The organism is Lacihabitans sp. LS3-19 (assembly GCF_024343575.1).
Lineage (GTDB): Bacteria > Bacteroidota > Bacteroidia > Cytophagales > Spirosomataceae > Leadbetterella.
This window is the reverse complement of record NZ_RJUA01000128.1, coordinates 43,206-67,278: the sequence shown is the minus strand read 5'-3', so window position 1 is coordinate 67,278 and position 24,073 is coordinate 43,206. Positions and strand designations below refer to the sequence as shown.

Annotated in this window: 19 protein-coding genes; 9 read left to right on the top strand and 10 right to left on the bottom strand. The window is 34.0% G+C overall.

The genetic code is table 11. The features are described 5' to 3' along the window. Window positions 1–53: 53 nt before the first annotated feature. Window positions 54–1,598 (top strand): sensor histidine kinase, encoded by a 1,545-nt coding sequence (locus tag EGI22_RS22875; protein ID WP_255070945.1) that lies wholly within the window; start codon window positions 54–56, stop codon window positions 1,596–1,598. Here EGI22_RS22875 and EGI22_RS22870 read toward each other — a convergent pair. The 6 genes from EGI22_RS22870 to EGI22_RS22845 form a co-directional block, all read right to left on the bottom strand. Beyond that, window positions 1,595–2,248, bottom strand: a complete 654-nt coding sequence (locus tag EGI22_RS22870) for a response regulator transcription factor (protein WP_255070944.1) — start codon at window positions 2,246–2,248, stop codon at window positions 1,595–1,597. The genes EGI22_RS22875 and EGI22_RS22870 overlap by 4 nt on opposite strands. Window positions 2,249–2,252: 4 nt before the next feature. Further along, the gene (locus EGI22_RS22865; protein WP_255070943.1) at window positions 2,253–2,603 is read right to left on the bottom strand and encodes a hypothetical protein; all 351 of its coding nucleotides are present in this window, start codon (window positions 2,601–2,603) and stop codon (window positions 2,253–2,255) included. Between the two features lie 395 nt (window positions 2,604–2,998). Beyond that, window positions 2,999–3,946: a hypothetical protein gene (locus EGI22_RS22860; RefSeq protein ID WP_255070942.1), complete on the bottom strand. Its 948-nt coding sequence runs from the start codon at window positions 3,944–3,946 to the stop codon at window positions 2,999–3,001. A gap of 42 nt (window positions 3,947–3,988) precedes the next feature. Next, entirely contained in the window at window positions 3,989–4,645 is a 657-nt protein-coding gene (locus tag EGI22_RS22855; protein WP_255070941.1) for a response regulator transcription factor, read from the bottom strand. Window positions 4,646–4,708: 63 nt separating this feature from the next. Next, a complete protein-coding gene (locus tag EGI22_RS22850) occupies window positions 4,709–5,755 on the bottom strand; it encodes a sensor histidine kinase (RefSeq protein WP_255070940.1) in 1,047 nt (348 codons plus the stop codon). A 159-nt stretch (window positions 5,756–5,914) separates the two neighbouring features. Further along, window positions 5,915–6,739, bottom strand: coding sequence for an N-acetylmuramoyl-L-alanine amidase (locus EGI22_RS22845; RefSeq protein ID WP_255070938.1), 825 nt, complete (start codon window positions 6,737–6,739; stop codon window positions 5,915–5,917). Window positions 6,740–7,132: 393 nt separating this feature from the next. Here EGI22_RS22845 and EGI22_RS22840 point away from each other — a divergent pair, with 393 nt between their 5' ends. The 6 genes from EGI22_RS22840 to EGI22_RS22815 all read left to right on the top strand — a co-directional run bounded on the left by EGI22_RS22840 (window position 7,133) and on the right by EGI22_RS22815 (window position 13,732). After that, window positions 7,133–8,638, top strand: coding sequence for a M20/M25/M40 family metallo-hydrolase (locus EGI22_RS22840; RefSeq protein ID WP_255070936.1), 1,506 nt, complete (start codon window positions 7,133–7,135; stop codon window positions 8,636–8,638). A 60-nt stretch (window positions 8,639–8,698) separates the two neighbouring features. Then, the gene (gene trpA, locus EGI22_RS22835) at window positions 8,699–9,472 is read left to right on the top strand and encodes a tryptophan synthase subunit alpha (protein WP_255070935.1); all 774 of its coding nucleotides are present in this window, start codon (window positions 8,699–8,701) and stop codon (window positions 9,470–9,472) included. 81 nt (window positions 9,473–9,553) lie between these two features. Further along, entirely contained in the window at window positions 9,554–10,228 is a 675-nt protein-coding gene (locus EGI22_RS22830; RefSeq protein WP_255070934.1) for a response regulator transcription factor, read from the top strand. A 32-nt stretch (window positions 10,229–10,260) separates the two neighbouring features. Beyond that, window positions 10,261–11,661, top strand: a complete 1,401-nt coding sequence (locus EGI22_RS22825) for a HAMP domain-containing sensor histidine kinase (RefSeq protein ID WP_255070933.1) — start codon at window positions 10,261–10,263, stop codon at window positions 11,659–11,661. Between the two features lie 89 nt (window positions 11,662–11,750). Next, the gene (locus tag EGI22_RS22820; protein ID WP_255070932.1) at window positions 11,751–12,695 is read left to right on the top strand and encodes a hypothetical protein; all 945 of its coding nucleotides are present in this window, start codon (window positions 11,751–11,753) and stop codon (window positions 12,693–12,695) included. Between the two features lie 161 nt (window positions 12,696–12,856). Further along, on the top strand, window positions 12,857–13,732 hold the full coding sequence (locus tag EGI22_RS22815; protein ID WP_255070931.1) for an aldo/keto reductase family oxidoreductase: 876 nt from the start codon (window positions 12,857–12,859) through the stop codon (window positions 13,730–13,732). A gap of 20 nt (window positions 13,733–13,752) precedes the next feature. On the opposite strand, the gene EGI22_RS22810 is transcribed toward EGI22_RS22815, so the two are convergent. Together EGI22_RS22810 and EGI22_RS22805 are read right to left on the bottom strand one after the other, a co-directional pair. Further along, on the bottom strand, window positions 13,753–14,826 hold the full coding sequence (locus tag EGI22_RS22810) for a mannose-1-phosphate guanylyltransferase (protein WP_255070930.1): 1,074 nt from the start codon (window positions 14,824–14,826) through the stop codon (window positions 13,753–13,755). A 1-nt stretch (window position 14,827) separates the two neighbouring features. Continuing rightward, window positions 14,828–15,871: a DUF3089 domain-containing protein gene (locus EGI22_RS22805; protein WP_255070929.1), complete on the bottom strand. Its 1,044-nt coding sequence runs from the start codon at window positions 15,869–15,871 to the stop codon at window positions 14,828–14,830. 97 nt (window positions 15,872–15,968) lie between these two features. Between EGI22_RS22805 and EGI22_RS22800 the strand changes: the two genes are divergently transcribed. Continuing rightward, window positions 15,969–19,352 carry a carboxypeptidase-like regulatory domain-containing protein gene (locus EGI22_RS22800; protein WP_255070928.1) on the top strand — a complete coding sequence of 1,128 codons (3,384 nt, stop codon included), beginning with the start codon at window positions 15,969–15,971 and terminating at the stop codon, window positions 19,350–19,352. A 90-nt stretch (window positions 19,353–19,442) separates the two neighbouring features. On the opposite strand, the gene EGI22_RS22795 is transcribed toward EGI22_RS22800, so the two are convergent. Beyond that, window positions 19,443–20,156, bottom strand: coding sequence for a DUF2490 domain-containing protein (locus EGI22_RS22795; protein ID WP_255070947.1), 714 nt, complete (start codon window positions 20,154–20,156; stop codon window positions 19,443–19,445). Between the two features lie 208 nt (window positions 20,157–20,364). Here EGI22_RS22795 and EGI22_RS22790 point away from each other — a divergent pair, with 208 nt between their 5' ends. Next, window positions 20,365–23,367 (top strand): CHAT domain-containing protein, encoded by a 3,003-nt coding sequence (locus tag EGI22_RS22790; protein ID WP_255070926.1) that lies wholly within the window; start codon window positions 20,365–20,367, stop codon window positions 23,365–23,367. Here the strand turns inward: EGI22_RS22790 and EGI22_RS22785 are convergent. Then, window positions 23,353–24,072 carry a tol-pal system YbgF family protein gene (locus tag EGI22_RS22785; protein WP_255070924.1) on the bottom strand — a complete coding sequence of 240 codons (720 nt, stop codon included), beginning with the start codon at window positions 24,070–24,072 and terminating at the stop codon, window positions 23,353–23,355. The two genes, EGI22_RS22790 and EGI22_RS22785, sit on opposite strands and share 15 nt — an antisense overlap. Between the last annotated feature and the right edge of the window lies 1 nt (window position 24,073).

The following is a 24,073-nucleotide window of genomic DNA, read 5'->3' as shown; positions in this document are numbered from 1 at the left end:
TATCAAAAGAAAATGAAGGGACAAACTCACAAATAAATATTCCAATTTAGGCTATGAAAAAACTACTGATATTTAGTTTATTGACTATCTATCATTTAGACGTTTATGCCCAAAATGAGGTTTTTCGCATTGATAGCATATCGCAGCAAAGAATTTTGCTTGATAAAGGTGGGGAAAAAAAATCTGAAGTAGTCAATCCTGATTCTAACTTTAGGAAAAGAAATGATCAATTTTCCAAATCAACACAAGATTCAAATGTTGGTCAAGGAGCCTTAATGTTGACTATTTTAAATATAGGTTTTTTTCTAGTATTATCAATAATACATTTTTGTTTATTTTTAGTTTATAAAAAACAAAAAGCTAATTTTTTCTTTTTTATTGCTGCAATCTCAGCAGTTATTTCAAGTAGCTTTTATTCATTTTCCTTGTTTAATATTGATCCTAATATTACTAATGCAGACCAGAATACTCTTCCAACAATTTTCACAACAATTTCTTCGACATTTCTTTTTATTGCAATTCATAGCCTAAACAATATAAGGAAAAATATTTTTTTTTGGTTAATATTGGGTTTCGCTGTAATTGTAATATTTTTTCAGATAATTAATGCTGATTTAGGTGGAATTCTTGGTTTTTTTCTACTTGTTTTTTCTAGGTTTCTTGTACTAAGGTTGTCGATTACCACCTATCTAAGTGGTAATAAATCTTTCGTAATTGTGATTGCAGGCTTAATAGTATTTTGGGTTCTTTCTGCCGTTTTAATATTGTTTGGCACAAGCTACTTTTTGAATATGAAAATAAATTCATCCTTTAGCATAAAGGATTTAGTTTTTCTGGCTTGTAATTGGTCAATACCCATATCTATGTTAATTTATATATCTCGTGAATTTGGTAATAATAGCATCAATTTAGAAAGAAAGTTAATTGAAGTCCAACAACTCTCTCTCGAAAAACAGGAAACTCTCCAAAAACAAAACGCCGAACTACAAGCCGCTCTTCTGAAAGGACAAACCATCGAACGCCAACGAGTTGCTGCCGATTTGCACGATAATCTCGGCTCAACACTTTCGGCTCTTTGGCTGAATGTCGATATGATTGACAAATCAAAGATGAATACCGAAGAAAAGGAAATTCATCAAAACCTCAGAGAAAACCTCGAAAAAGCCTATAATGATGTGCGTTTGTTGTCGCATAATCTCTTGCCCGAAGAATTTGAGAAACAAGGGCTTGTACCAACTCTTCAAGGTTTTGTACGAAAAATAAGCAAAAATTCAAAAATTCGTTTCGATTTACAAATTGATGAAGGTTTTGGCCGAGTTGATAATAAAATTGAGTTTGAACTTTACAGCATCTGCCTCGAATTGGTCAATAATATCATCAAACATTCAAAAGCCACCGAAGCAAAAATTACACTTTCTCGCACTGAAAGGCAGATTTCACTAACAGTTTCTGACAATGGAATTGGTACTTTTGACAATGAAAGCGATGGCAAAGGAATGAAAAATGTGAAGGCCAGAGTAGAGTCGTTTAATGGTATTTGGGAATTCAAAAATATGGAGAATGTAGGATTTATGAATACGATTAAAGTCTCTGTTTAATCCACAAGGCCATGTTTCAGAGCAAATTTTACCATTCCTATGGCACTTTTTACGCCCAATTTCCGCATTAAGGCACTCCGGTGGCTTTCCACAGTAGGCAAGCTTATAAACAAAATATCCGCAATCTCGCTTGATTTCTTCTCCAATGTTATTAATTTCAATACCTCTATTTCTCTTTGCGTAAGATGTTCAATGGTATCTGGTAAAGCCAAGTTTAGGTCCTCACCAGAGTTGGCAGCCAATTCGTCAATCACATCCTCGCTGAAATATTTTTTTCCGGCCATTACCAAATGTATAGCCTTCTCCAATTCATCCTTACCACTTTTTTTCAGAATATATCCACTGACCCCTGCTTTTATGGCTTCCCTAATATGGAGTACATCCTCAGCCATTGTGAGCAAAATTACTTTTACTGCCAGGCCCGCACCTTTTATTTTCAAAGTCAAATCAATCCCACTAAAATGTGGCATGTGGAGGTCAGACAAAACAACGTCTACTTCATTATTTATCAAATATTCCATCACCATCCTACTATCGTTCAATACTTCCAAAACTTCTATTTGATCAATAGAACGCAGCAAAAGCTTTAAACTATCAAGTAAAACTTGGTGGTCATCTACAACTAATATTTTTATGTTTTGCTGTGTCATTTTTTTAATACTTTTCAGGAAGATACTTCAGATATTTGGCATTCAAAAATCCCACTATGATGAGAGTAAAAAACATCATTTGTAATGCATTTCGGACTAAGTAAAGTTTATAAAAACCAACTAAATCACTCTCATGAAGTTTAGTAAAAATAAACTCAAGAAAAAGTTCAGTAATAGCTGTGATAAAGAGTGCAAACGCTATCCAGAAATAGGTATTTTTATACAAACTTATATTTGAAATATCAGCTTTATAAATTTTGAATAGCAAAAGTCCGCTTCCTGAGATTATAAAAATATTTTTTACTGTGGATGAAAGCGAATCATAGCTCTGGTAACTTTTGAAGTAGAAAATCATGATTAATTCGAAAAGTACTAAACCAAATATTAAGTAAGTATAAAAATTAGAGATTTTTTTATTTTGAAACACGTTTGAAAAGAACAAACCTAAAAAAACGAATTTTAATAAATAGTTTAGTGGAGAAATAAAATCAAATGTTTTAATACCAAAGGAGGTTAAAAAAACATTTACTTGATCGAAATATTTAAACTCTCTTACAAGAATAAATTTCAATAGAATAAGCTCAAATATTGATAGAAAAAAAAGATACTTAGTTAACTGATATATATAATTTACAGGTTTAGTAATCCTTTTTCTAATAAAAATACCCGACAGAAATAAAAGGAAATTTAGAAATAAAACTAAATTTCCTGTTTTTATTAAAACTAACTCTAACTCTAATAATTCATTTTTCATTGGCCTCCTGGAGGGAATCTTACTGGGTTATTTGATTCGCTTTCGTAGGGGTGAAGAAATAGAACAAAGTGGTCATTTTCATAACCCAAACGAATTTTAAAATAAACATGAGGCTCAAACAATTTCAGTTTATAGGTACGATTCCTAAAATTGAGAGCAAGTTTTTTATAATCTTCATAGTTTTGAGCATCGTTTTGTATATTTAAATAAGTAAGTAATTCTTCAATTGTTTCATGTCTATTTATATTAAATTCATTAAGTTTTCCGACTTTCTCAAGTTCTAACTTCTTAGCATTTACAAAACCAATAAATTTTTTTGTAACACCTTCTTTAGTTTTAGTATCTCTTTTAATAACACGTCTATAATGTGTTTGAAATGCATCATCTATATCGCCTATTTGTATTAATTTTTCTGGGTCTATTGCAAACGTTTGAATTATTTTATAATCATTACCTATTTTATCTGATATTTTATTAAAATATTCAGCTTTTTGATTAAGAAATATATCATTATTATTAATCACAAAAGTACCTATTCTGAAAGCCATTTTATTTTTATCAAATATCAAGAATATTATTAAAATCGCTTTAGGATCCTTTAGGATATTGCTTTTCAAAACATCTAATTTAAATTCAGGATCATTTTGATAATCCTCTGACTCATTATCGAAAAATGTAATTTTTTCAATGTCGTTTAATTCTCCAATAAAATCATCTGTGTAATTGAAAATTTTGTTTTGGTATAATTTATGATGAATTCCGAATTTTTTCATAATCTCATAATCACCAAACAATTTATCAATTGGTTCAAAAAATCTTTGTATCATTTTAGCATCGATATTATTATCTCGATCTTTATATCCCAAAGCTTCGCCAGCACTGAAAAATATAATAGGATTAAATTTTAAATTTTTTGTATCATCAAGATTAATGAAATTGCCCATAATTTTATATTTTAAGGTTTAAAAAATCAATAAATAACTAACCTACACCAACCTCCCCTCAATAGCCTTTGCAACAGCCTCAGGGGCTGAGTTTACATGTAATTTTTCGTAAATGTTTTTAACGTGCCAATGCACGGTATGATAGCTCAAAAATACTGCTTCGGCTATCATTTTATAGCTTTTGCCTTTTACCATCAGGCCTAATATCTCTTTTTCGCGTTCGGTCAGTTCCACATATGTGCTTTGGCTGGCCACAAACTGGTTTTGAAACATCTTCATGGCTTTCAATGCAATAGTCGGGCTCATGTGGCCGCCACCATCATATACGTCCATTATGCCTTGTAACATTAGCTCTGGGTCGGGGCTTTTAAGTACATAGCCGTTGGCTCCTGCACATATGGCTGAAAATATCTTGTGATCATCTTCAAAAATCGTCTGTATCAAAACCTTGACCTCTGGGTAGCTGCTTTTTATCTTTTTTAGGGCTTCTATGCCACTTATCCCAGGCATCTGAATATCCATCAGCACTACGTCGGGCTTGTGTTTTCTTATTTTTGATAGCACTTCATTGGCATCACCAAAAGCTCCAGCAAACAAAATTCCTTCTACACCAGTAAAGAAATTGGTCAGGCTATTTCTATAGCTGGTATTGTCTTCAAACAATATCACGGTTACCAATTTCATTGCTTCTTCCACCATTTCGTTTTTTTATGCAAATATCCTACATTTTGATATCACTGAAACCCACCAATATTGGTGGACTTACAGTTCGGGTATCATAAGGTTTATTTCTGTTCCTTGCCCTTTTTCTGTTTTCAATTCAAAATCCATAAAGCCTTCTTTGGCTCTTTTTTCAAAGTTTTTTAGGCCGTTTCCTTCTGATAGTGCTGTTTTATCAAAGCCTTTTCCATTGTCTTTCAAACCTATTTTTATCCCTTCCTTTAGCTTTTCTATATGCATTTCGGCCATCGTTGCATCAGAATGTTTTGCTATATTATTCAGAGCCTCTCTGATTATCAAATAGGCGTTTCTACGTTGTTCCATTAATAATTTTGGGCTTTTAGAATTTGCCAATTCATTCTTAAAAACCAATTCTATTCCTTTGATATTGAGAATCAGATAGGCAAAAGCCCGAAGTTTTTCTATAAGCTTTTCAAATGAATCATTATCTGGGTTGATGGTCCAGACAGTATCCCTTATGGTATGTATCGTTTCTTCGGAATCTGTTTTGATTTGTGCCAGTATACTTTGTATTTCCGGGTTTGTGGAGCCAATTTTTCGATTTACTAAATTGGAAGACATGGCAATACTGCTCAGCGTGGCACCCACTTCATCGTGCAAGTCTGATGCTATGCGATTTCGTAAAACCTGCACTTTCATTTTTTGACGAAACGAGTTTATCAAATAAAAATAAAAGCCAGCTCCTATCAGCAACATAGCGTATACTGCCAAAGAAGGCCAAAACCACCATTCTTCGGTAAGTTCTCTTTCTATTTCTATTTGGGTAGAAATATTCTCAATGATTTTGCCACTATTGTATTTCTTAACATTTAGCGTATAGTTTCCTCCTTCCAGATCTGTATATCTTATTTCTGGATATTCTGTGGTTAAGGCTTTGGAATCATATCCTACCAATTGATATTGAATTGAATCATATATTGGAGAGGGATCTACAAAAAACCTAATATCATTTTCGAGGGCATTGAAATATATGACCGAATCTGGTTTTGGGAAAAACGCACGCTCATTGGTAATGATTTTTACCAGTGGTTGATTGATAAATAAAATATGAAACAGGATAAGTTTCATACTATTAATGGATTAGGGTTTTAAATAGGGTATTGCAATTTAATGAGAATTTGGATTTATCCAAACATGTAAGTCACAATTTTTATTATTTGGTCCCCGCAAAAAAATACCGAAAGCCTCACAGCCTCCGGTATTTCTAAATGTATATGTTTTATAATCCTAGTGATTCAATATGCCTTGTGCAAACCAGTTGGCTATGGCTTGGCGGTTGTCTGCCAATAGCAATCGTTTGCGATCATACTCGTTGGTGATGTTACCAAGTTCTATAAAGACTATAGGAGGAACTGACTCACGTATCATCCACAAGTCTCTTGCTTTTACTTCTCCTGTATATCCTCTGCCTCTTTGTTTAGCTTCGTATTTGTGTTTTACAGTTTCATACATGCTGTTGGCGAGAGCTTTACTTTCAGGTTTTGAGTCGTTATAATAGAAGAAAATATCTACTTTGTTTCCAGTATATCTCGAGTCTACGTGAGTTTCTATCACTCGCTGAACTTCGTATCCTTTTGCTGAATTTTCTTTGTAAAGTTCATTTATTATTTTTGTTCTTTGACGAAGACGCTGGGATTGGTTCACAGGTATTTTATCTCCACCCCAAACTACTTCATCTTTGTCTGCTTGTAGATATTCTTCGTCCCTAATTCCATCATTTTCGTCTCTTACTATCATATATACTTTTGCATTATGCATCAAAAGATTTTTGGCTAATCTTAAACTAACATCATAAGCATATTCGTCTTCTGCTACCAATTTTCCATCAACCATAGTATTTGCACCAGGGTCTGGTCCACCGTGTCCGCTAACAATGTAGTAAACATGGCCTTGGAGTTCATTATCTAAAAGAGGTGTAGAGGCGTGGTTTTCACCGAAAATAGCATAGTTGATTTCTTTTACATTTGGATTAGAGTCTGGCCTTTTTTTGTCAAATGAACTAAGCGAAATTGATACAACGGCTAATACTAAGTAGAATACAGAATTTTTCATACAAGAGATTTTTATAGAAAAGCTAAAACTTATTTTTAGGATACATTTAGCTAATCTTTCAAATACTATGCCATATTTTTTTAGAGATTATAAAGAATGGGTTATTCTAGATTTGAAAATTTTCAAGAGCTTGTAAGTTAGTGACTTATTAACTTATTGTATTTGGGAAATATTTTTCAATAAGCAGTTTTTTTAGTATTTTTTTTTACTTTTAACTAAAGTGATTTGGATTTGAAATACCAATTTAAAGTAATAGTTTTCTATTAAAGTTTAGAGATTGCTGGTTTGATAATTGTTTTTGAATTCGTTTTATTCAATTTTATTTAAATTCTAAAATAAGAAAGGTTCCTGATTTATTTTGAATATATTTAAGCTTTAATAAACTAATTGAAAATGCGAAAACTACTCCTTTTTGTTCTGATTTCCCAAATTTCTATTGCTCAAAATATTCAATATGATGAATTAGCCGATAAATTCGGCAAACAACATTTGTCCACTTTACTTGAGTATATTTCTATTCCTTGTGATGCCAATTTCAAAGAAGATATTATGCGAAACTATGCATGGGTTGAAGGGCAATTTGCGAAAAGAGGTTTTGAAACTAAAAAATTGGAAACTAGTACGCTTCCCGTTCTTTTACTGGAAAAAAAGTCTAAAAAACCAAATAGTAAAACCATTTTATTTTATTATCATTCTGATGGACAGCCTGTTGTGCCAAAGGATTGGAGTCAGGCAGATCCTTTCGTGCCAGTTTTGAAAAAGAAAAACTTACAAACAGATATCTGGGAGGAAATTCCGATGGAAAGTTTAAAGAAAGAAATTGACCCAGAATGGAGAATATTTGCAAGAGCATCTGCTGACGACAAAGGTCCAGGTGTCATGCTTATGGCCGCTTTGGATGCTTTGGCTTCTCAAAATATCGAAACCAGTTATAATCTGAAAATCCTTGTGGATTTTGAGGAAGAAAAAGGTTCGGTAAGCTTACCTAGCATAATAGACAAATACAAAACAGATTTGACTTCTGACTTACTCTTGATTTTTGACGGACCAGCTCATGCATCAAATTTACCAACTTTGACTTTCGGAGCGAGAGGAATCGCTACTGTTACATTGACTACTTACGGTGCCTATACACCCCAGCATAGTGGTCATTATGGAAACTATTTACCTAATCCGGCTTTGAAAATGGCACAATTGCTGGCTTCAATGAAGTCTGAAACTGGGAAAGTTTTGATTCCTGGGTTTTATGATGGCGTAGTTTTAGATAAAAAGACCAAGGATAAATTGAAAGAAGTGCCTGATGATTTGCTGGCTTTAAATAAAAAATTGGGTTTTAAAAAACCAGACAATGTGGGTGATACTTATCAAGAATCTTTGATTTATCCTTCGCTTAATATTAGAGGACTAAAATCGGGAGAAGTGGGAGCTTTGGCAGCGACTATTATTCCGGACAAAGCCGTGGCAGAGATAGATATTAGAACTGTAGAGGCCACCGATCCTGCAAAATTGGTCAAAAATGTCAAAGATTTTATAGTTTCAAAAGGTTATACCATCTTAGAAAATGACCCAACGCCTGAGGAAAGAGAGAAATATGAGAAGATAATAAAACTAAGTTCGAGGCCTGCTTATGGGGCTTTTAATACAGATATGAATGGCGAAATTGGCCTTTGGCTAGAAAAAGCTCTTTCTAAAACTACTACAAAAAAGATAATAAAATTGCCTGGAATGGGTGGTTCGGTACCTATTTCCCCTTTTGTTACTAAACTTGGCGTGAAAGCTGTGATAGTGCCAACGGTAAACGCTGACAACAACCAGCACAGTGCCAATGAAAATCTTAGATTAGGGAATTATTTTGATGGCATAAAAACTATGATGGGGCTTTTGAGTAGTGAATTTTGAAATTTCTTAAAGAAAACCCTCAAATATTTAGCTAATTTTACGCTCAGAATTTAAAAATTAATGAACAGAATAACGTCTTTGTTTCAAAAGAAAAACGAAAAAGTTTTAAATGTATATTTTACTGCAGGTTTTCCAAAATTAAAAGATACCGTAAGTGTTTTGGAGGCTTTGCAAGATGGTGGAGTGGATATTGTGGAGATAGGAATGCCATATTCTGACCCAGTGGCCGATGGCGAAACTATTCAGGATTCTAACCAAAAAGCACTTGAAAATGGAATGTCTGTTTCCGAACTTTTCGAGCAATTAAAGGATATCCGAGCAAATGGAATTACCGTGCCGATAGTACTCATGGGTTATCTAAATCCTGTTTATCAATATGGAATCGAGGCTTTTTGTGAAAAATGTCAAGAAATAGGTATAGATGGCTTGATTTTGCCAGATTTGCCAGTGGATGAGTATTTTAGAGAGTATAAGTCTACTTTTGAAAAATACGGGATTTTGAATATTTTCTTGATTACGCCTCAAACATCTGAAGAAAGAATACGATTTATAGACGAAGTTTCAGATGGATTCATTTACATGGTTTCTTCTGCAAGTGTAACGGGGGCGGTTTCGGGAATAAATACTGGAATGGAAGCATATTTTAATCGAGTGAATGCCATGGATTTGAAAAATCCTAGATTGATAGGGTTTGGTATAAAAGACAAAGAAACCTTTGAAACCGCCTCGAAATATGCCTCAGGTGCAATTATCGGAAGTCAGTTTGTGAGAATTTTAGATAATGCCAAAGATATTAAATCGGAAGTTATAGCGTTTGTAAAAAGTCTTAAGTGATTGATTGTTTTAAATTTTGTTGAACCACTTTAGTTTTCTGTTTTTTTTCAGAAGTAAACCTATTCTTAAAAATATTTTGTCATGAAAATACTATTGGTAGAGGATGAAGTAAAAACACTTCAGCTTATCAAACAAGGACTTGAACAGCATCATTTAGAGGTTGATGTGGCCTATGATGGTTTAATGGGACTAACTTTGGCAACAAGAAATCATTATGCGTTAATTATCACTGATATCATTTTGCCAGAAATCAACGGTTTGAATCTTTGTAAGCAATTAAGAGAAAAGAATATTTTTACCCCAATTTTACTCCTAACCGCACTTGGGACAACACAGGACATCATAAATGGACTTGATGCTGGTGCTGATGATTATCTCTCAAAACCTTTCGAGTTTAATGAACTCATGGCCAGGATTAGGGCTCTAACTCGAAGGAGTGGACAGGCTATTTCTTCTGCCAATATTCTTAAATTAGCCGACATTGAACTAAATTTAGATACCAAAGGAGTTAAAAGAGCTGGTCAGGAAATTACACTTACAGCCAAGGAATTTAACCTTTTGGAGTTTTTTATGCGTAATCAAGGGAGAGTTATTTCCAAAGTAGAGCTAGCCGAGAAAATCTGGGATATAACTTTTGACACTGGGACAAACGTTATAGAGGTTTATGTGAATTTTCTCAGAAAAAAAATAGATAAAGATTTTGACAAAAAACTGATTCATACGCAAATAGGTATGGGCTACGTTATGAAAGAGTAGCGTTTTGGCTTTATCTCAAGAGTGAAAATTTAATGAAATTTGACTTAAAACTAAATATCCGTGGACAACTAACCTTGCAAGTTTTGCTTTTGGTGGGTTTCCTGTTTATGTTTTTTTCAGTCAGTATTTATTTTTTCAGCAAACTATATCTCGAAAAACGCTTTTACAAAAAACTACAAGACAGAGCAGTTACCACTTCATCTCTTTTTTTTGATTTTCAAGCCAATAATATTGACATTCGGAAAATCGTAGAAACTACGGAGAAAGAGTATCTTAACGAGGAAATAATTTCTATAATTGACATAAAACGCAATTTGTTTGTGTTCTCCACAAATGTCAAAAAAGAAGAATTTCATCGCTTGATGTTGCTGACTATAGACAATACAACTTCTGTTGGTACATCAAAGTTAGGTACCTACAAAATGGCGTATCTGAAGATTAAAGATAACTCGGGCGATTATTGGGTAGTGGTGACGGCAGTGGACAAGATAGGAGAGGAGGCACTCGCCGACTTAAAAAATATCCTAATAATAATGTCTTTGGTGGCTTTGTTGTTTATCGGATTTTTAGGATGGTATTTAGCCAACAAGGCATTAGCCCCAATTTCGGATATCATAAATCAATTAGAACAAATATTTCCAAAAAATATTTCCAAAAGGATCATACACACCAATTTCGATGATGAAATAGGCCAAATGGCTGAGACTATAAATAAGCTTTTGCAAAGGGCTGAAAATGCTGTTTTTACCCAAAAGATGTTTGTGGCCAATATTTCCCATGAACTTAAAAATCCGCTAACGAAGATATTTACACAAATAGAACTCTTGGAGATGAAGTATAAAAACTTTCCAGAGTTTCATGCTCAAATAGTTTCCCTTAGAGAAGATACGCTTAAGCTAAATAATCTAACATCTTCCTTGCTCCAGCTGGCCAATATTTTTTCAGACGAAAACGCTCATCCACTATCTGAAATCAGAATAGATGAGGTTGTTATTGATGCTGTTTCAGAATTTAAAAAATGGAATCCCGAGAAAACTATTCATATTAAACTTGAGAATTTTCCAGAAGATGAAAACGCATTGGTAATTTTTGGTAATGTCGATGCCTTAAAAGTGGTCTTTAAAAACTTGATGGACAATGCCTGTAAATTTTCATCAAATCTAGAGGCATTTTTAGAAATAGCATTTACTCCAAAACAAATAGCAGTTTCTATCAGAAATGAGGGTAAACCCATTCCTTTGGACGAAATATCTCAAATATTTCAGCCATTTTACCGCTCTGATTCAACAGCCAAAGGCAAGTCTGGCCATGGTGTTGGTTTAGCTATTGTAAAACAAATCATTGAGATACACAAAGGCAGGATATCCGTAAAACCTTACCAAACTGGTAATGTTTTTGAGGTCTTGTTTTCTACACTTCATTCTACTAATTGAAATTTTAAGGTAAATTTAATGTGAGTTTAATTCTGATTTAATTGAGGAGATTTAAGTTTGTGCCATAATCAAACATTAGTTAATCAAAAATGGAACAACACTCACCGAGTAATCAAAATACATTAAAAATAGGATTGGTAGTTTTATTAGGAGCTTTGGGTTTATTAGGATACTTATATTATGGAGCTCAAAACGAAAACGCCGATCTACAGAAAATGCTGACAGGTAAAGTCGACGAGTTATCTACCACAAAGGTTAAGTTGGATTCAATTTCGCAGGCATTAGATGCTAAAATAGCAGAAGTGACAGCTTTGGGTGGAAGTGTAGATGAGCTTGAGAAAATAAAGGCTCAATTAGAGCAAGACAAAAAGAAATTAAGAGCGGATTCGAATTTTTCAGCAAAAAAATACGAAGGAAAAATAGCTGAATATGAAGCTTTTCTTACGCAGAAAGATGAGGAAATCATGAAGCTGAAAGAAGAGAATGGTCTACTGAACTCGCAAAATTTGGCACTTCTATCTGAGAAAGAAGAGGTAATAAGTCAAAACAAAAGCCTAAGCAATACCAAAGATTCTTTGTACACAAAAGTGAATGAGGTAAGTACTCAAAACGAGGATTTACGTAAGAAAGTAAATGTTGGGTCGGCACTAAAAGCAGTAAATGTTCAAGTGGTAGGTTTGACTTCAAGAGGTAAAGAAAAAGAAGGCGAATTGAAGAATCGTAAAGTAGATCAGTTGAAGGTTTCTTATATTCTTCCTACCAATCCTTTGACAGAGCGTAATAACAAAGATGTTTATTTAAGAGTGCTTGATCCTAACGGAGCAGTACTAAATGATATGGCTAGAGGTGGCGTATTAAACTTTGCAAATCAAGAAATTGGGTATAGTTTAAAACAAAATATACCATACACAAACGATGACCAAAAGGTCGATATGTTTTACAAAAAAGAGGCTGCTTTTAAATCTGGGAAATATGCCATAGAGCTATTTTCTGAAGGTTTCAAGATAGGTACTGGAAGCTTCCTTGTAAAATAATTTTCAATTAGTATATTCATAATGGTTTATAGGGTTCTATCGGATTCCTGCGTCGATTTTCGATGCAGGAATTTTCATTTTAAGATTTTCCTGTTTAGTTATTTTAAGAAAAATATTTTTTAAATTCCTTACCTTTGTACTATTAGAAAAATAGAAATGCAATGAAAAAAATATTATTAAGCGATAGCGGTCCAAAAGTAAGTGAAGCCATATATGGGTTTTGGCGTTGGGAAGATTTTGGGAAGGATACGGCCAAGAAACTTGAAAAAGTCGTGAACCTTTGCTTTGAATTGGGCATAAACACTTTTGATCATGCAGATATTTATGGCGGAAGTACAGTTGAATCAGAGTTTGGCAAATTCATGAAAAACTCAAGTATTAAGCGTGAAGACTTAATTTTATTCAGCAAATGCGGCGTAAAAAAATCTGTTACTGGAAAAGAAATCTGCGACAATTCTCCAAAATATATTATTGAAAGTGTAAACAATTCACTTAAGAATCTTCAAACAGATTATTTAGATATTTTTTTATTGAACAATAGCGACTATTTAGCTGACCCAGAACAAACCGCTATGGCACTAGCAGAGGTCGTAAATAGTGGCAAAGTAAAACATATAGGTGTTGCGAATTTTACGGTATTTCAGCATCAACTGTTGGCTTCATACCTTACAAAGCCAATAGTCACAAACCATATAGAAATGAATCTGATGAACATTTCAGCCTTGCTTGATGGTAGATTGGATTTTATAAAACAGCAATTTAGTAAACCTTTGGCTTGGTCGCCTTTGGCTGGAGGTGATATATTAGAAGGTCAAGTTGGGAAAGCTTCTGTATTGAATGCAAAGTTGTCTCATGTTGGCAAAAAGTATGATGCTAATATCGAGCAAACTGCCGTAGCTTGGTTGATGCAGTTGGGTACTTTGCCAATTATTGGTTCGTTGTCAGAAGATAGGATAAAAAACGTGGCAAGTGCTGCTACCATCAAATTGCCTAGAGAAGACTGGTACGATATTTATAATGTTGCCGTAAATGGTTGATTATTAAATGGAAAGAAGTTTTAGACAAACTTCTTTCCATAACTTTCAGCTTTTGCTACAAATTCCTTTACTTTTTGCTCATCGTCTTTTTTGCAAATCATTAACACATCATCAAATTCAGCCACGATATAGCCTTTTAAGTCGTTTATAACCACCAATTTATGCTTTGGAGTTTTTATGATGCAATCTTCCACATCAAAAAGCATCGTTTTGGCATCAATAACATTATTTACTTCGTCTTTTTCAGAGTTTTCATACACTGATTTCCATGTTCCCAGATCTGACCAGCCAATGTCTGATAGTACAACGTACACATTCTCAGCCTTTTCCATTATTCCGTTGTCTATAGAAATAGATCGGCATCTAGGATATGCACTTTCCAATGCTTCTTTTTCTTTTTCAGTATAAAAATGCTTTTGAGCTATTCTAAACGCATCTGCCACTTCGGGTAGATACATGTCAAAAGCAGCATTTATAGCTTTTAAACTCCAAATAAAGATTCCCCCATTCCAAACATAATCGCCACTTGTTAAAAACATTTCAGCTAGTTCAAGATTTGGTTTTTCAGTAAAAGTTCTCACTTTTTTAAGTTCGGTTTGATCAGAATCATCAAACTGTATATAGCCATATCCAGTGTCAGGGCGTGTAGGCTTTATACCTAAAGTGACCAAAACATCATTTTCTTTCGAGAATTCTAAAGCAATGTTTATTCTTCTTTTAAACTCTTCTTCTTTAAGAATAATATGATCTGCTGGAGCTACTACAATATTAGCATCAGGATTGATTTTTCCAATTTTAAAACCTGCGTATGCTATGCAGGGTGCCGTATTTCTTCTGCTTGGTTCTAAAAGAATCTGGTCATTTGTTAAGAAAGGCAATTGCTCTTTAATGATTTCAAAATATTCAGGGCTTGCTACCACATAAATATTTTCTTTCGGGCATATACCATCAAATCTATCGGCAGTTTGCTGTATAAGGGTGCGACCTGTCCCAAGTATATCATGGAATTGTTTTGGGAAGCTCTGGCGACTAAAAGGCCAAAATCTTGTCCCTACTCCACCAGCCATTATAATTAAGAAATTATTTTTAGACATATTATTTTAAATAGTTATTCACTCGCAAAGCTACGTTATCTCTAATATCCATCCAAAAAAGATTGTAATCAGCAAAATGCCATATCTTGGTTTTGATTAATGCCTTTCCTAATACTTTAGGTTTTTCTATCCACAGCAGCCCATTTTCGGTTTTAGCCGAAATTATCCTATCTCTGATTTTAAATTTTGCACTTAACGTGCCTTTATGGAATTTATAATTAGACCAATCCTTGTCAGCTGTCCATGTTATTGGATTTACTAAGTTAGAATTATTTAAGCCATTTTTATAATAATCAGGAATATAATCTTTAGCAAAAGTATTCCAACTTACATAACCTCCGGTTTCGCTAGGGCTTGTACTTAATTTAATTTCTTTAAAAAGGGAATCAGCTACAGGCATTCCCACCAAATACGCTTCAACTAATTGTTTTTTTAGAGGTTTTTCGTCAAAAAAGTCTTGCAAAAGTCTTGTAGCATGCAGAGTTCCTTGACTATGTGCAGCGATAACTATTGGTCTGTTCTCATTGAAATTTTTCAAATAATATTCAAAAGCATTTTTTACATCTTCATAAGCCAAATCTAGTGCACTTTTTGCGGATGCTTTGTCATCAGTTAAAAAGACTGAATAATGTGCCTGTCTATATCTAGGGGCATATATTTTACAACTTTGATTAAATACCGAAGCTTGGTTTTTAATTGTACTCTCGTCTATTTCTTTATTTAAAATATTATCATCTACGGCTGCATTCCACAGATACTGATTATTTGGCGTTTTAGTGTAAATAGTTGGATATATAAAAAACACATCTGCTTTAGAATTCAATTGGTTATCAAATATGTTTTTATCTCCAATCGGAATTTCGTCCGCCATATCTTTTAAATCAGGCCTTGAAGACCAATTGTTTTTATCAGAAAAATCTGGTTTCGGAGGCGTTTTCTTATCATCAAATTTCTCTGATATAATAAATCTATTTTGGGCAATACTTTCATTATAAGGTAATAGCAGAGTAAAAATGAAAATACTAGATTTTAGCAAATAGTGCATTTTATAATTATTTTTTGATTTTATTGTATTGAAATAATTTTAATTGTTATTTTTGGTTTTTCATTTCATTATTAAACCAAATATTATAACCTTATTTATGAATAAAAATTTATCAAAGCTAAAAAAATTATTCCTTTTCCTAGCTATTTGCCTAGTAAACATAAGCTTTGCATCAGCACAAACAGTGATTTCGGGAATGATTTCGGATGCCAAAACAAAGGAGCCTTTGGTTGGTATCAGTGTTCAAATCAAAGGTAAAGTAATCGGTACAATCACCGATGTAAAAGGAAAATTTGAATTTTCAACTTCCACTCCTTTGCCTTTTCAGTTGGTTATATCCTCTGTTGGATATAAATCCCAAGAATATACGGTAGATTCTGAAAACGCAGCAATCAATATCAGTCTAGAAGACCAAGACATTATGGGCCAAGAGGTGGTTGTTTCTGCATCAAGAGTGGAGCAAAGTGTAATGAAGTCTCCTGTAACTGTCGAAAAACTTGATCTGAGAGCAATTAGAGAAACAGCTTCACCCAATTTCTACGATGCAATAGCGAATATGAAAGGTGTAGATATGACCACACAGGGGTTATTATTCAAATCTATAAATATGAGAGGCTTTGGAGCCACAGGTAATCCTCGTACAGTTCAAATGATTGACGGTATGGACAATTCTGCTCCAGGTTTAAATTTCCCTGTCGATAACATAGTAGGTATGCCTGAACTGGACGTTGAGTCTGTTGAGATACTACCAGGTGCTGCATCTGCCTTATATGGTCCAAATGCTATTAATGGTTTGGTTTTGATGAATTCTAAAAGTCCGTTTTTATACCAAGGTCTTAGTTCTACTATCAAGACTGGTCTAATGAGTGAAACTAGTAGATCTACTGCCACTACGCCGTTTTATGATTTATCTATGAGATATGCCAAAGCATTCAATAATAAATTTGCATTTAAGGTTAATGTGGCCTATATAGGTGCCAAAGATTGGGAAGCGAATAATTTCACAAACCTAAATGTTGGTGGTGTAGAAAATGGAACAAGAGGAGCTGGAGTTGATCCTGATTACGATGGAGTTAATATTTATGGTGACGAAGTACAAGCAAATATGCTAACAGTTGCAAATGGTTTAGTTGCTGCAAAGTTATTGCCTTCTGCAGCAACGGCTTTAGTACCAAATATCCCTGTTTCAAGAACTGGATTTATTGAACGTGATTTAGTCGATTACAATACAAAATCTTTTAAAACTAACTTAGGTTTACATTATAGAATCAACGAAAAAGTTGTATTAATTGGTCAGTTAAATTATGGATATGGAACTACCGTTTACACTGGTGCTGCTAGATATTCTTTGAGGAACTTTAATATTACCCAAGCTAAATTAGAATTAAAAGGAGATAATTTTAATATTAGGTCTTATACTACCCAAGAAAGATCAGGTAAATCATATGCATCGGGACTTTCTGCTGTGTCTATGTTAAATGAGATCAAGCCTCATGCTACTTGGTTTGGCCAATATGTTGGGGCTTTTGTTGCAGCTCGCTCAGCTGGACAATCAGAAGATGCAGCTCAATTAACAGCTAGAGGTGTTGCTGACCAAGGAATGCCTGCTCAAGGAAGTGATGCTTTATTAGCATTGGCCGATAAATACAATAAAATGAATATTGTAGATGGTGGAGGTGCATTTGCTGATAAATCTAACGTTTATCACTTAGAAGGCTATTATAATTTCAAAAATCAAGTGAAATTTATGGATTTGAGTGTTGGAGCAAATCTTAGACAGTACCAATTGAGGTCAAATGGAACTTTGTTTGCTGATTTAAAAGATGGCAGAAATGGTACTATTGGTATTCAAGAATATGGTGGTTTTATTCAAGCAGCCAAAAGTATGTTTGCTGATCACTTTAAGTTAAGTGCCTCTATGCGTTACGATAAAAACGAAAATTTTGATGGACAGTTTACACCTAGAATTTCTGGAGTGTTTTCATTTGGTGAGCATAATATTAGATTATCTTATCAGTCTGGATTTAGGATTCCAACTACGCAAAATCAATATATTGATTTGAAAACGGCCTCTGGGACTTTGATAGGCGGTTTGCCTGAGTTTGATACGAGATATAATCTTGCAAATGGTATTGCAGTTGCCAGTCTTACTTCTGCAAATATTGCTAAATATGCTGCTGACCCAACAGTACAAGCTCAAGCTAAAGGATATGCAGTGGCTGCAATAACTGCACAAGCTACTCCTGCTATCACCGCTGGTGTTACTGCTGCTATTACCCAGCAGGTTTCTGCTGGTGTTACTGCAGTTATTACCCAACAAGTAATAGATGGTGTTACAGCTTCTATAACTCAATCAGTAACCCAAGCAGTTACAGCTGGAATTACTCAATCTGTAACTGACGCTGTTACTGCAAGTGTAAACGCAGCTGTTACAGCTGGTCAATTAGCCGCTGAGGCTGCTCCTGCGGCTATCCAGGCTGGTGTAGCTGCTCAACTTCCTGCGGCATTAAATGCAAATTTACAACCTCAAGTTGCTGCTGCACTTCCTGGTGCTTTGGCTGCTAACTTACAACCCGGAGTTGATGCTACATTACCTGGTGCTTTAGCAGCAAATTTGCAACCGGGTATAGACGCAACTTTGCCTGGGGCATTGGCTGCTAACTTTCAGCCAGCTTTTGATGCTGAATTGAAGAAAGCTATCGATGCGAACTCTCCTGGGGTAATTGCTCAAGTTTTACCAGCTTATGCATTGGCAGCAATTCCTAAATACCAAGTGAAAGCTCTACAGCCAGAAAGAATTCAATCTTATGAGATAGGATACAAAGGTCTATGGGGTAAAAAACTATTCGTAGATGCTTACCATTATTGGAGTAAGTATACAAACTTTATAGGTGGTACATCTATTTTAGTGCCTACTGCAGCGGCAGGCCCAGGTCTTCCGATAGAGTCAGGTGTAGGAAGTGCCTCTACCAGATTGGCATATTCTCGTCCTTCTAATACAAGTGCGGTAATCAAAGTTAAAGGTTGGGCCGCAAATGCTAACTATTCACTAGGTAAAGGTTATAATGTAGGTGGAAACGTCGCTTACAATGAGCTTACTAATTTTGTAGTAACACCAGAACAACTATACGCAGGTTTTAATACACCAAAGTATAGATACAATATGAATTTTGGAAAAAGATTGGGTAGTGGAGATAAAATCGGATTTAATGTGAATTTCCGTCATCAAGATGAGTTTATTTGGGAATCTTCTTTTGTTTCTCCAACAACTACTTCTAACGATAATTTTACAAATACCACTGTTCCAAAAATCAATAATTTAGACGCTCAAGTAAGTTTCAAATTGCCTGCAGCTAAATCAATTGTAAAGGTAGGTGCTACCAATATTGGCTCTAAACCATATTTCCAAGCATTTGGTAGTGCGATGGTAGGAAGCACTTATTATGTGACGATATCGTATGATGAATTGTTCAATAGATAATAAACCAAAAATTATTGGAAAATGGCTTTGGCCATACTTCATAATTTTCTTTGGTTTATTAGAAAAAGACTCCCTTTGGGGGTCTTTTTTTTATAAAGTGCTTTTGGCTTTTAGAGGAAAGTTTAGCTTTTGAAAAAGTGAAAATCTAACAATATCTCTTTGGAAATAAGTATCAAACTGGCTGCGTTGTTGGTACCATCTCAGGTAGCCAATTTCTGAAGATGTGTTTTTGGTGAACTTATGCTCATAGCTGATGAAGATTCTATTTTGGTCAAAGAAATTGGTGTTTTTGCCTGAGTTTATCATTAGTTCATCTGATATTTTAAGGCTGCCATTTTTCCAAATTAAATATTGATATTGAATACGCAGTCGGTACCTCATGTTGAATTTATAGCCATCTGAAAGTTCTGTGCCGTTGTTGTTCCTTATAAATCGCTCATCTATCCTGAACCTCGTGCTGAATATCAGTTTAGGATTTATTTTTTCTGAGGCATTAATTTCTTGGAAAGGTCTAACCTCTGGAACTGTTAACTTTATATTGGCATCTGGAAATTGCGGATTTTGCCATGAGAATGTCTGACCCAAGGCTACGTCAACATTGGGTTTGATTTTGTAGTGCAAATGATTGTGTTGAATAGTATGGTGCTGGGTATTGCTAATATAAAATCTCCTGTCTTCCACTTCATTTATTAGGAAAAATTTTGAATTTTTGAAATTGGTTTGATTCGAAAATCTTAACCAAAAAAGGTTTTGATTTGTAACGTTTTTTTGAGAAAATGAAACTCTGGCGGAACCAAAAAGCAATAAATAGAAGGTAAAATATTTAAGCGTTTTCAAATCAATTTTGTATATTGAAGGGTTTTATTAAAAATCAAATAATGGTTTTTAATCAGGCTTTACTTTCCCGAAAATAAGATTTTTGACAAAGGTCTGCATTTTTTTGTGAGTCAAAAAGCAATTATTTTTTATCTTTAATTTTTGATTGGAAAAAACATAAAATAGCCCACTTATAATGATTTTCTATAGACTCACTTTTTTAGTTTTAATAAGTTTTTCATCTTTCGCCCAATCTGATTGGCAGTTTAAAGCTGATAGCCTAAGTGACTGTGGATATTTCAAAGAAGAAGTATTTTTTCGTAAAAAGATACTAGATGCAGCACCAAAAAATTCTAGTCAATTTAAAATTGCTAAAGTCCTTTTTGACATAGCAGAGATGAATGTTTTGGAAAAAATGTTGGCTTATGATAAAGCCTCCTTTAAAAACAAGGAAATTTTAAAATACTATGAGAGCTTTTCTAATACTGAAAAAAAACAAGTAGAAGTAGATATTGATAGGCTAAAGGCTAACGAATTAATTTCCGAAAAAAAGTTCGATGAGGCAATAGTACTGTTTAAGCACGCCCTTAAAAAAGTGCCTGCCAAGTCAATAAAAGCGGCCGAATTGTATCTTAATATTGGCCAAACCTATGAGTCAAGCAATAATTATTTTCAGGCTATAACGAATTTAAAAAAAGCCATTGAGGGTTTTGAGAAAAACGGTTGGGGAAATCATTATGCAACAGCCTTGGCTTACAATGATTTGGCATTTAGCTATGATTACGCCAATACAGAAAAAGAAATGATTCCGACTTTTGAAAAGGCACTTCAAATATGGTCTATCTATTATGCTGCTGATGCATCAATAGTTGCGGTTGCATACAACGATGCGATTTTTGCAGCTATCGAATATGGTGATAGAAAAAAAGCCTCTGAATATCAGAAGCGTTTTGATGCTTATATGGAGCAATATTTAAATCCGAAAAACAGAAAGAATTATAAAGATCATAATCCTTATGATGATTACCACGCTCGAGCAATGTATCATCTTTCTTCACTAAGATATTATGATATGAATTTTGATGAAGCAAAAATAATGTTCCACCTTAAATCCCAAGAGCAATTGTATGCTGTTGCTCCAAAAGAATGGGTAGAAAAAGAAAAGGGCGTTTTATTATCCTCTTATGACAGTGCCTCCTATTCTTTTTATAATAATGAGCAGTCATCCAAAGCTTTGGCTTATAATAAGATAATGGAAGATTTAGCTAATAACGATTTTTATAAAATGAAGGCCTCCGCAAATAGGGCTATGCTATATTATTACAAGTTTGACTATGGACAGTCTCTGATTCATACCCAAAAAGCCTTAGAATATTTGGAGATATTAGGTTATAAATCGAGTTATCTTACTTTGCTAATTCTAAAAGCAGAAAACTTGGCAAATATGGGGCGTATTAAAGAAGCTAAAGCCACAGTAAAAGAGGTCTATACCACTCAATTTGATAAAGAAACGGCGGTTGAAAAAATCAAAATCAAAGATTTTGGAGAAATCAGTAATGCTTCCTATATAAATATTTTTATTCATTCGGGAATGGCTTATCGAAGAATTTACGAAAAAACTGGAAAGTCAAAATCAGATTTAAAAATCTTGAAAAATTTTTACGGATTGGCTGCTGACATGTTCAAGGGCTATTACCAAAAAGGCTATTTTAATCCAGCTCTCGAGCGGCAATTAAACAATATCAAGGAAGGTTTGATGTTTTCAGCATTACAAACTCCCAATGATAAAGTTTATTTGGCCGACTGTATCAATAAAATTGAAGATATGAGCTCTCAGCATCTTTGGAAACAGTTTTTGTCGAAGTATAGCAACAATCTCAACCTATCAAAACAACTCATAAATAAAAGAAATGAGACTGTAATAGAATTGAGTTATTTGGCTCAAAAGAAAGAAAAAATCCAAAAAGAAACAGAAAGAGAAAAGTTGCTTAATGCTAGTTTGACTTCAATAGATAAAGAAATCGCGAGTAAATATCCCAATTATGATCGTTTTCAGGCCATAGATTTTAAGGTTCAAAATCTCCAAAAAAACTTAGAAACTACCAGAACCATTGTAAAATATTATGTAACCGACAGTTCAGTTTTTGCCTGTAATATTGGTCAAAATTCCCTTGATTTAAAGTATTTAGGCCAACGAAAAAAAGTAGAGAAGCTTTCAAAAACATATCATGAGCAAATAAGCAAAATTGATTTTGGATACAAGGCTATTTCTAAAGTTTTGTATGATTTTTTCTTGAAACCACTAAATTTGCCAATGCAAAATTCTGTTATTTTTATTCCAGAAAATTTCCTCAATTTTTGTCCTTTCGAAACCTTAGTTGATGGAAAAGATTTGCCTTTTGCTGTAAATCATATAGTTTCTTATTCAAATTCTTTGAAATTTTCTCAGAAACTATTTTCAGAAAAAAACACAAGCTATGATAATTTTTTGACGGGTTTTGCTCCGAAGTATCAAGATGGCATAGGCGTAACGAGGGCTTCAAATGGACAACTTATCTATACTGGAGCGGAGCTAAATAGTATTGCGGATATTTTCAGGAATTCAACGCTTTTTATTAGTGAGAATGCAACTAAAACCAATTTCTTAAAATCACTTGGTAGTAGTAATGTTCATCATTTGGCGATGCACTCTATCCTTGATGACAAAGATTATGAATATTCAAGTTTGGTTTTTCAGAACAATGAAAAAATGCATTTTTTTGAGCTTTATGCTCTAAATTTTCCTTCTGAAATGGTGGTATTGAGTGCCTGCAATACTGGCGTAGGCGAGTATCTGAATGGCGAGGGTTTGATGAGTATTTCTAGGGCCTTGAATTACGCTGGTGTGCAGTCTACTGTTAATAGCCTTTGGCAAGTTCCCGACAAAGAGACTTCTGAATTGATGTCTTATTTTTATGAATTCTTGAACGAAGGCATCGCTAAAGATCTGGCGTTGGTAAAAGCCAAAAGGAAGTTTATTAGCAAAAATCCTTTGAAAAATCACCCATATTATTGGTCAGGATTTATCATTAATGGAGACATTAAACCGCTTTCACCACAAAGCTATTGGTGGCTTTACGGCCTGGGAATTTTGTCTATTTCTGCCTTAGCTATAGGTTTTTTTTATTTCCGGAAAAAACAAACATCACAGTTCGTTTAATAACTCTTGGGCCTTTTGTTTTTGAGGGTTATCTGTTTTGGTAAGGTCTTCTAATATTGTTTTAGCTTCATTTTTTTGCCCAGTTTTTAAGTAAGCAAGAGCCAAATACCATTTGTTGTAGGTTTCGAAAGGAAAAGGTGTTTCACTAAATTTATTTGACTTTAGAATTTCAATGGCTTTTTGGTTTTCATTTAATTCCAAATAAGAAATTGCCGTGTAAAATATTGCAAATTCCTCGTCTTTTATTTGCGAAAACAAACGAATGGCTTCTTGGTAATTTTCGGCTTCGTAAGCTTTAAAGGCTTCATTTTTAATTCCCTCTGTGTTTTCGCCACGTACATTTGGAGCTACAATATTTGGATATGGCTGATGATAGGCTAAATATAAATCTTGGGTATTTTTACCATCTGTTTGGTATTTGTAAATTCCAAATGCAGCTAAAATAAGCACGACTGCTGCTGCAGCGAATCTCCAAACTTTATTGTTTTTTTGTATTTCAAAACGGACATCTGAGTTTTTGTTATCAAAGCCTTTAAGTATACTCTTCAGTTCATTTCTTTCTTTCAAATGAATACTTTGTTTTAAGCTTTTTTGAAACTCAAATTCTTCCTTAAAACTTGCGTTGCTACGCAGATTTTCTTCAAAAGCTTTTAACTCTTGTTCTGTTAAAGTATTCTCAAAATATTTTTCTATCAATTCTTCCATT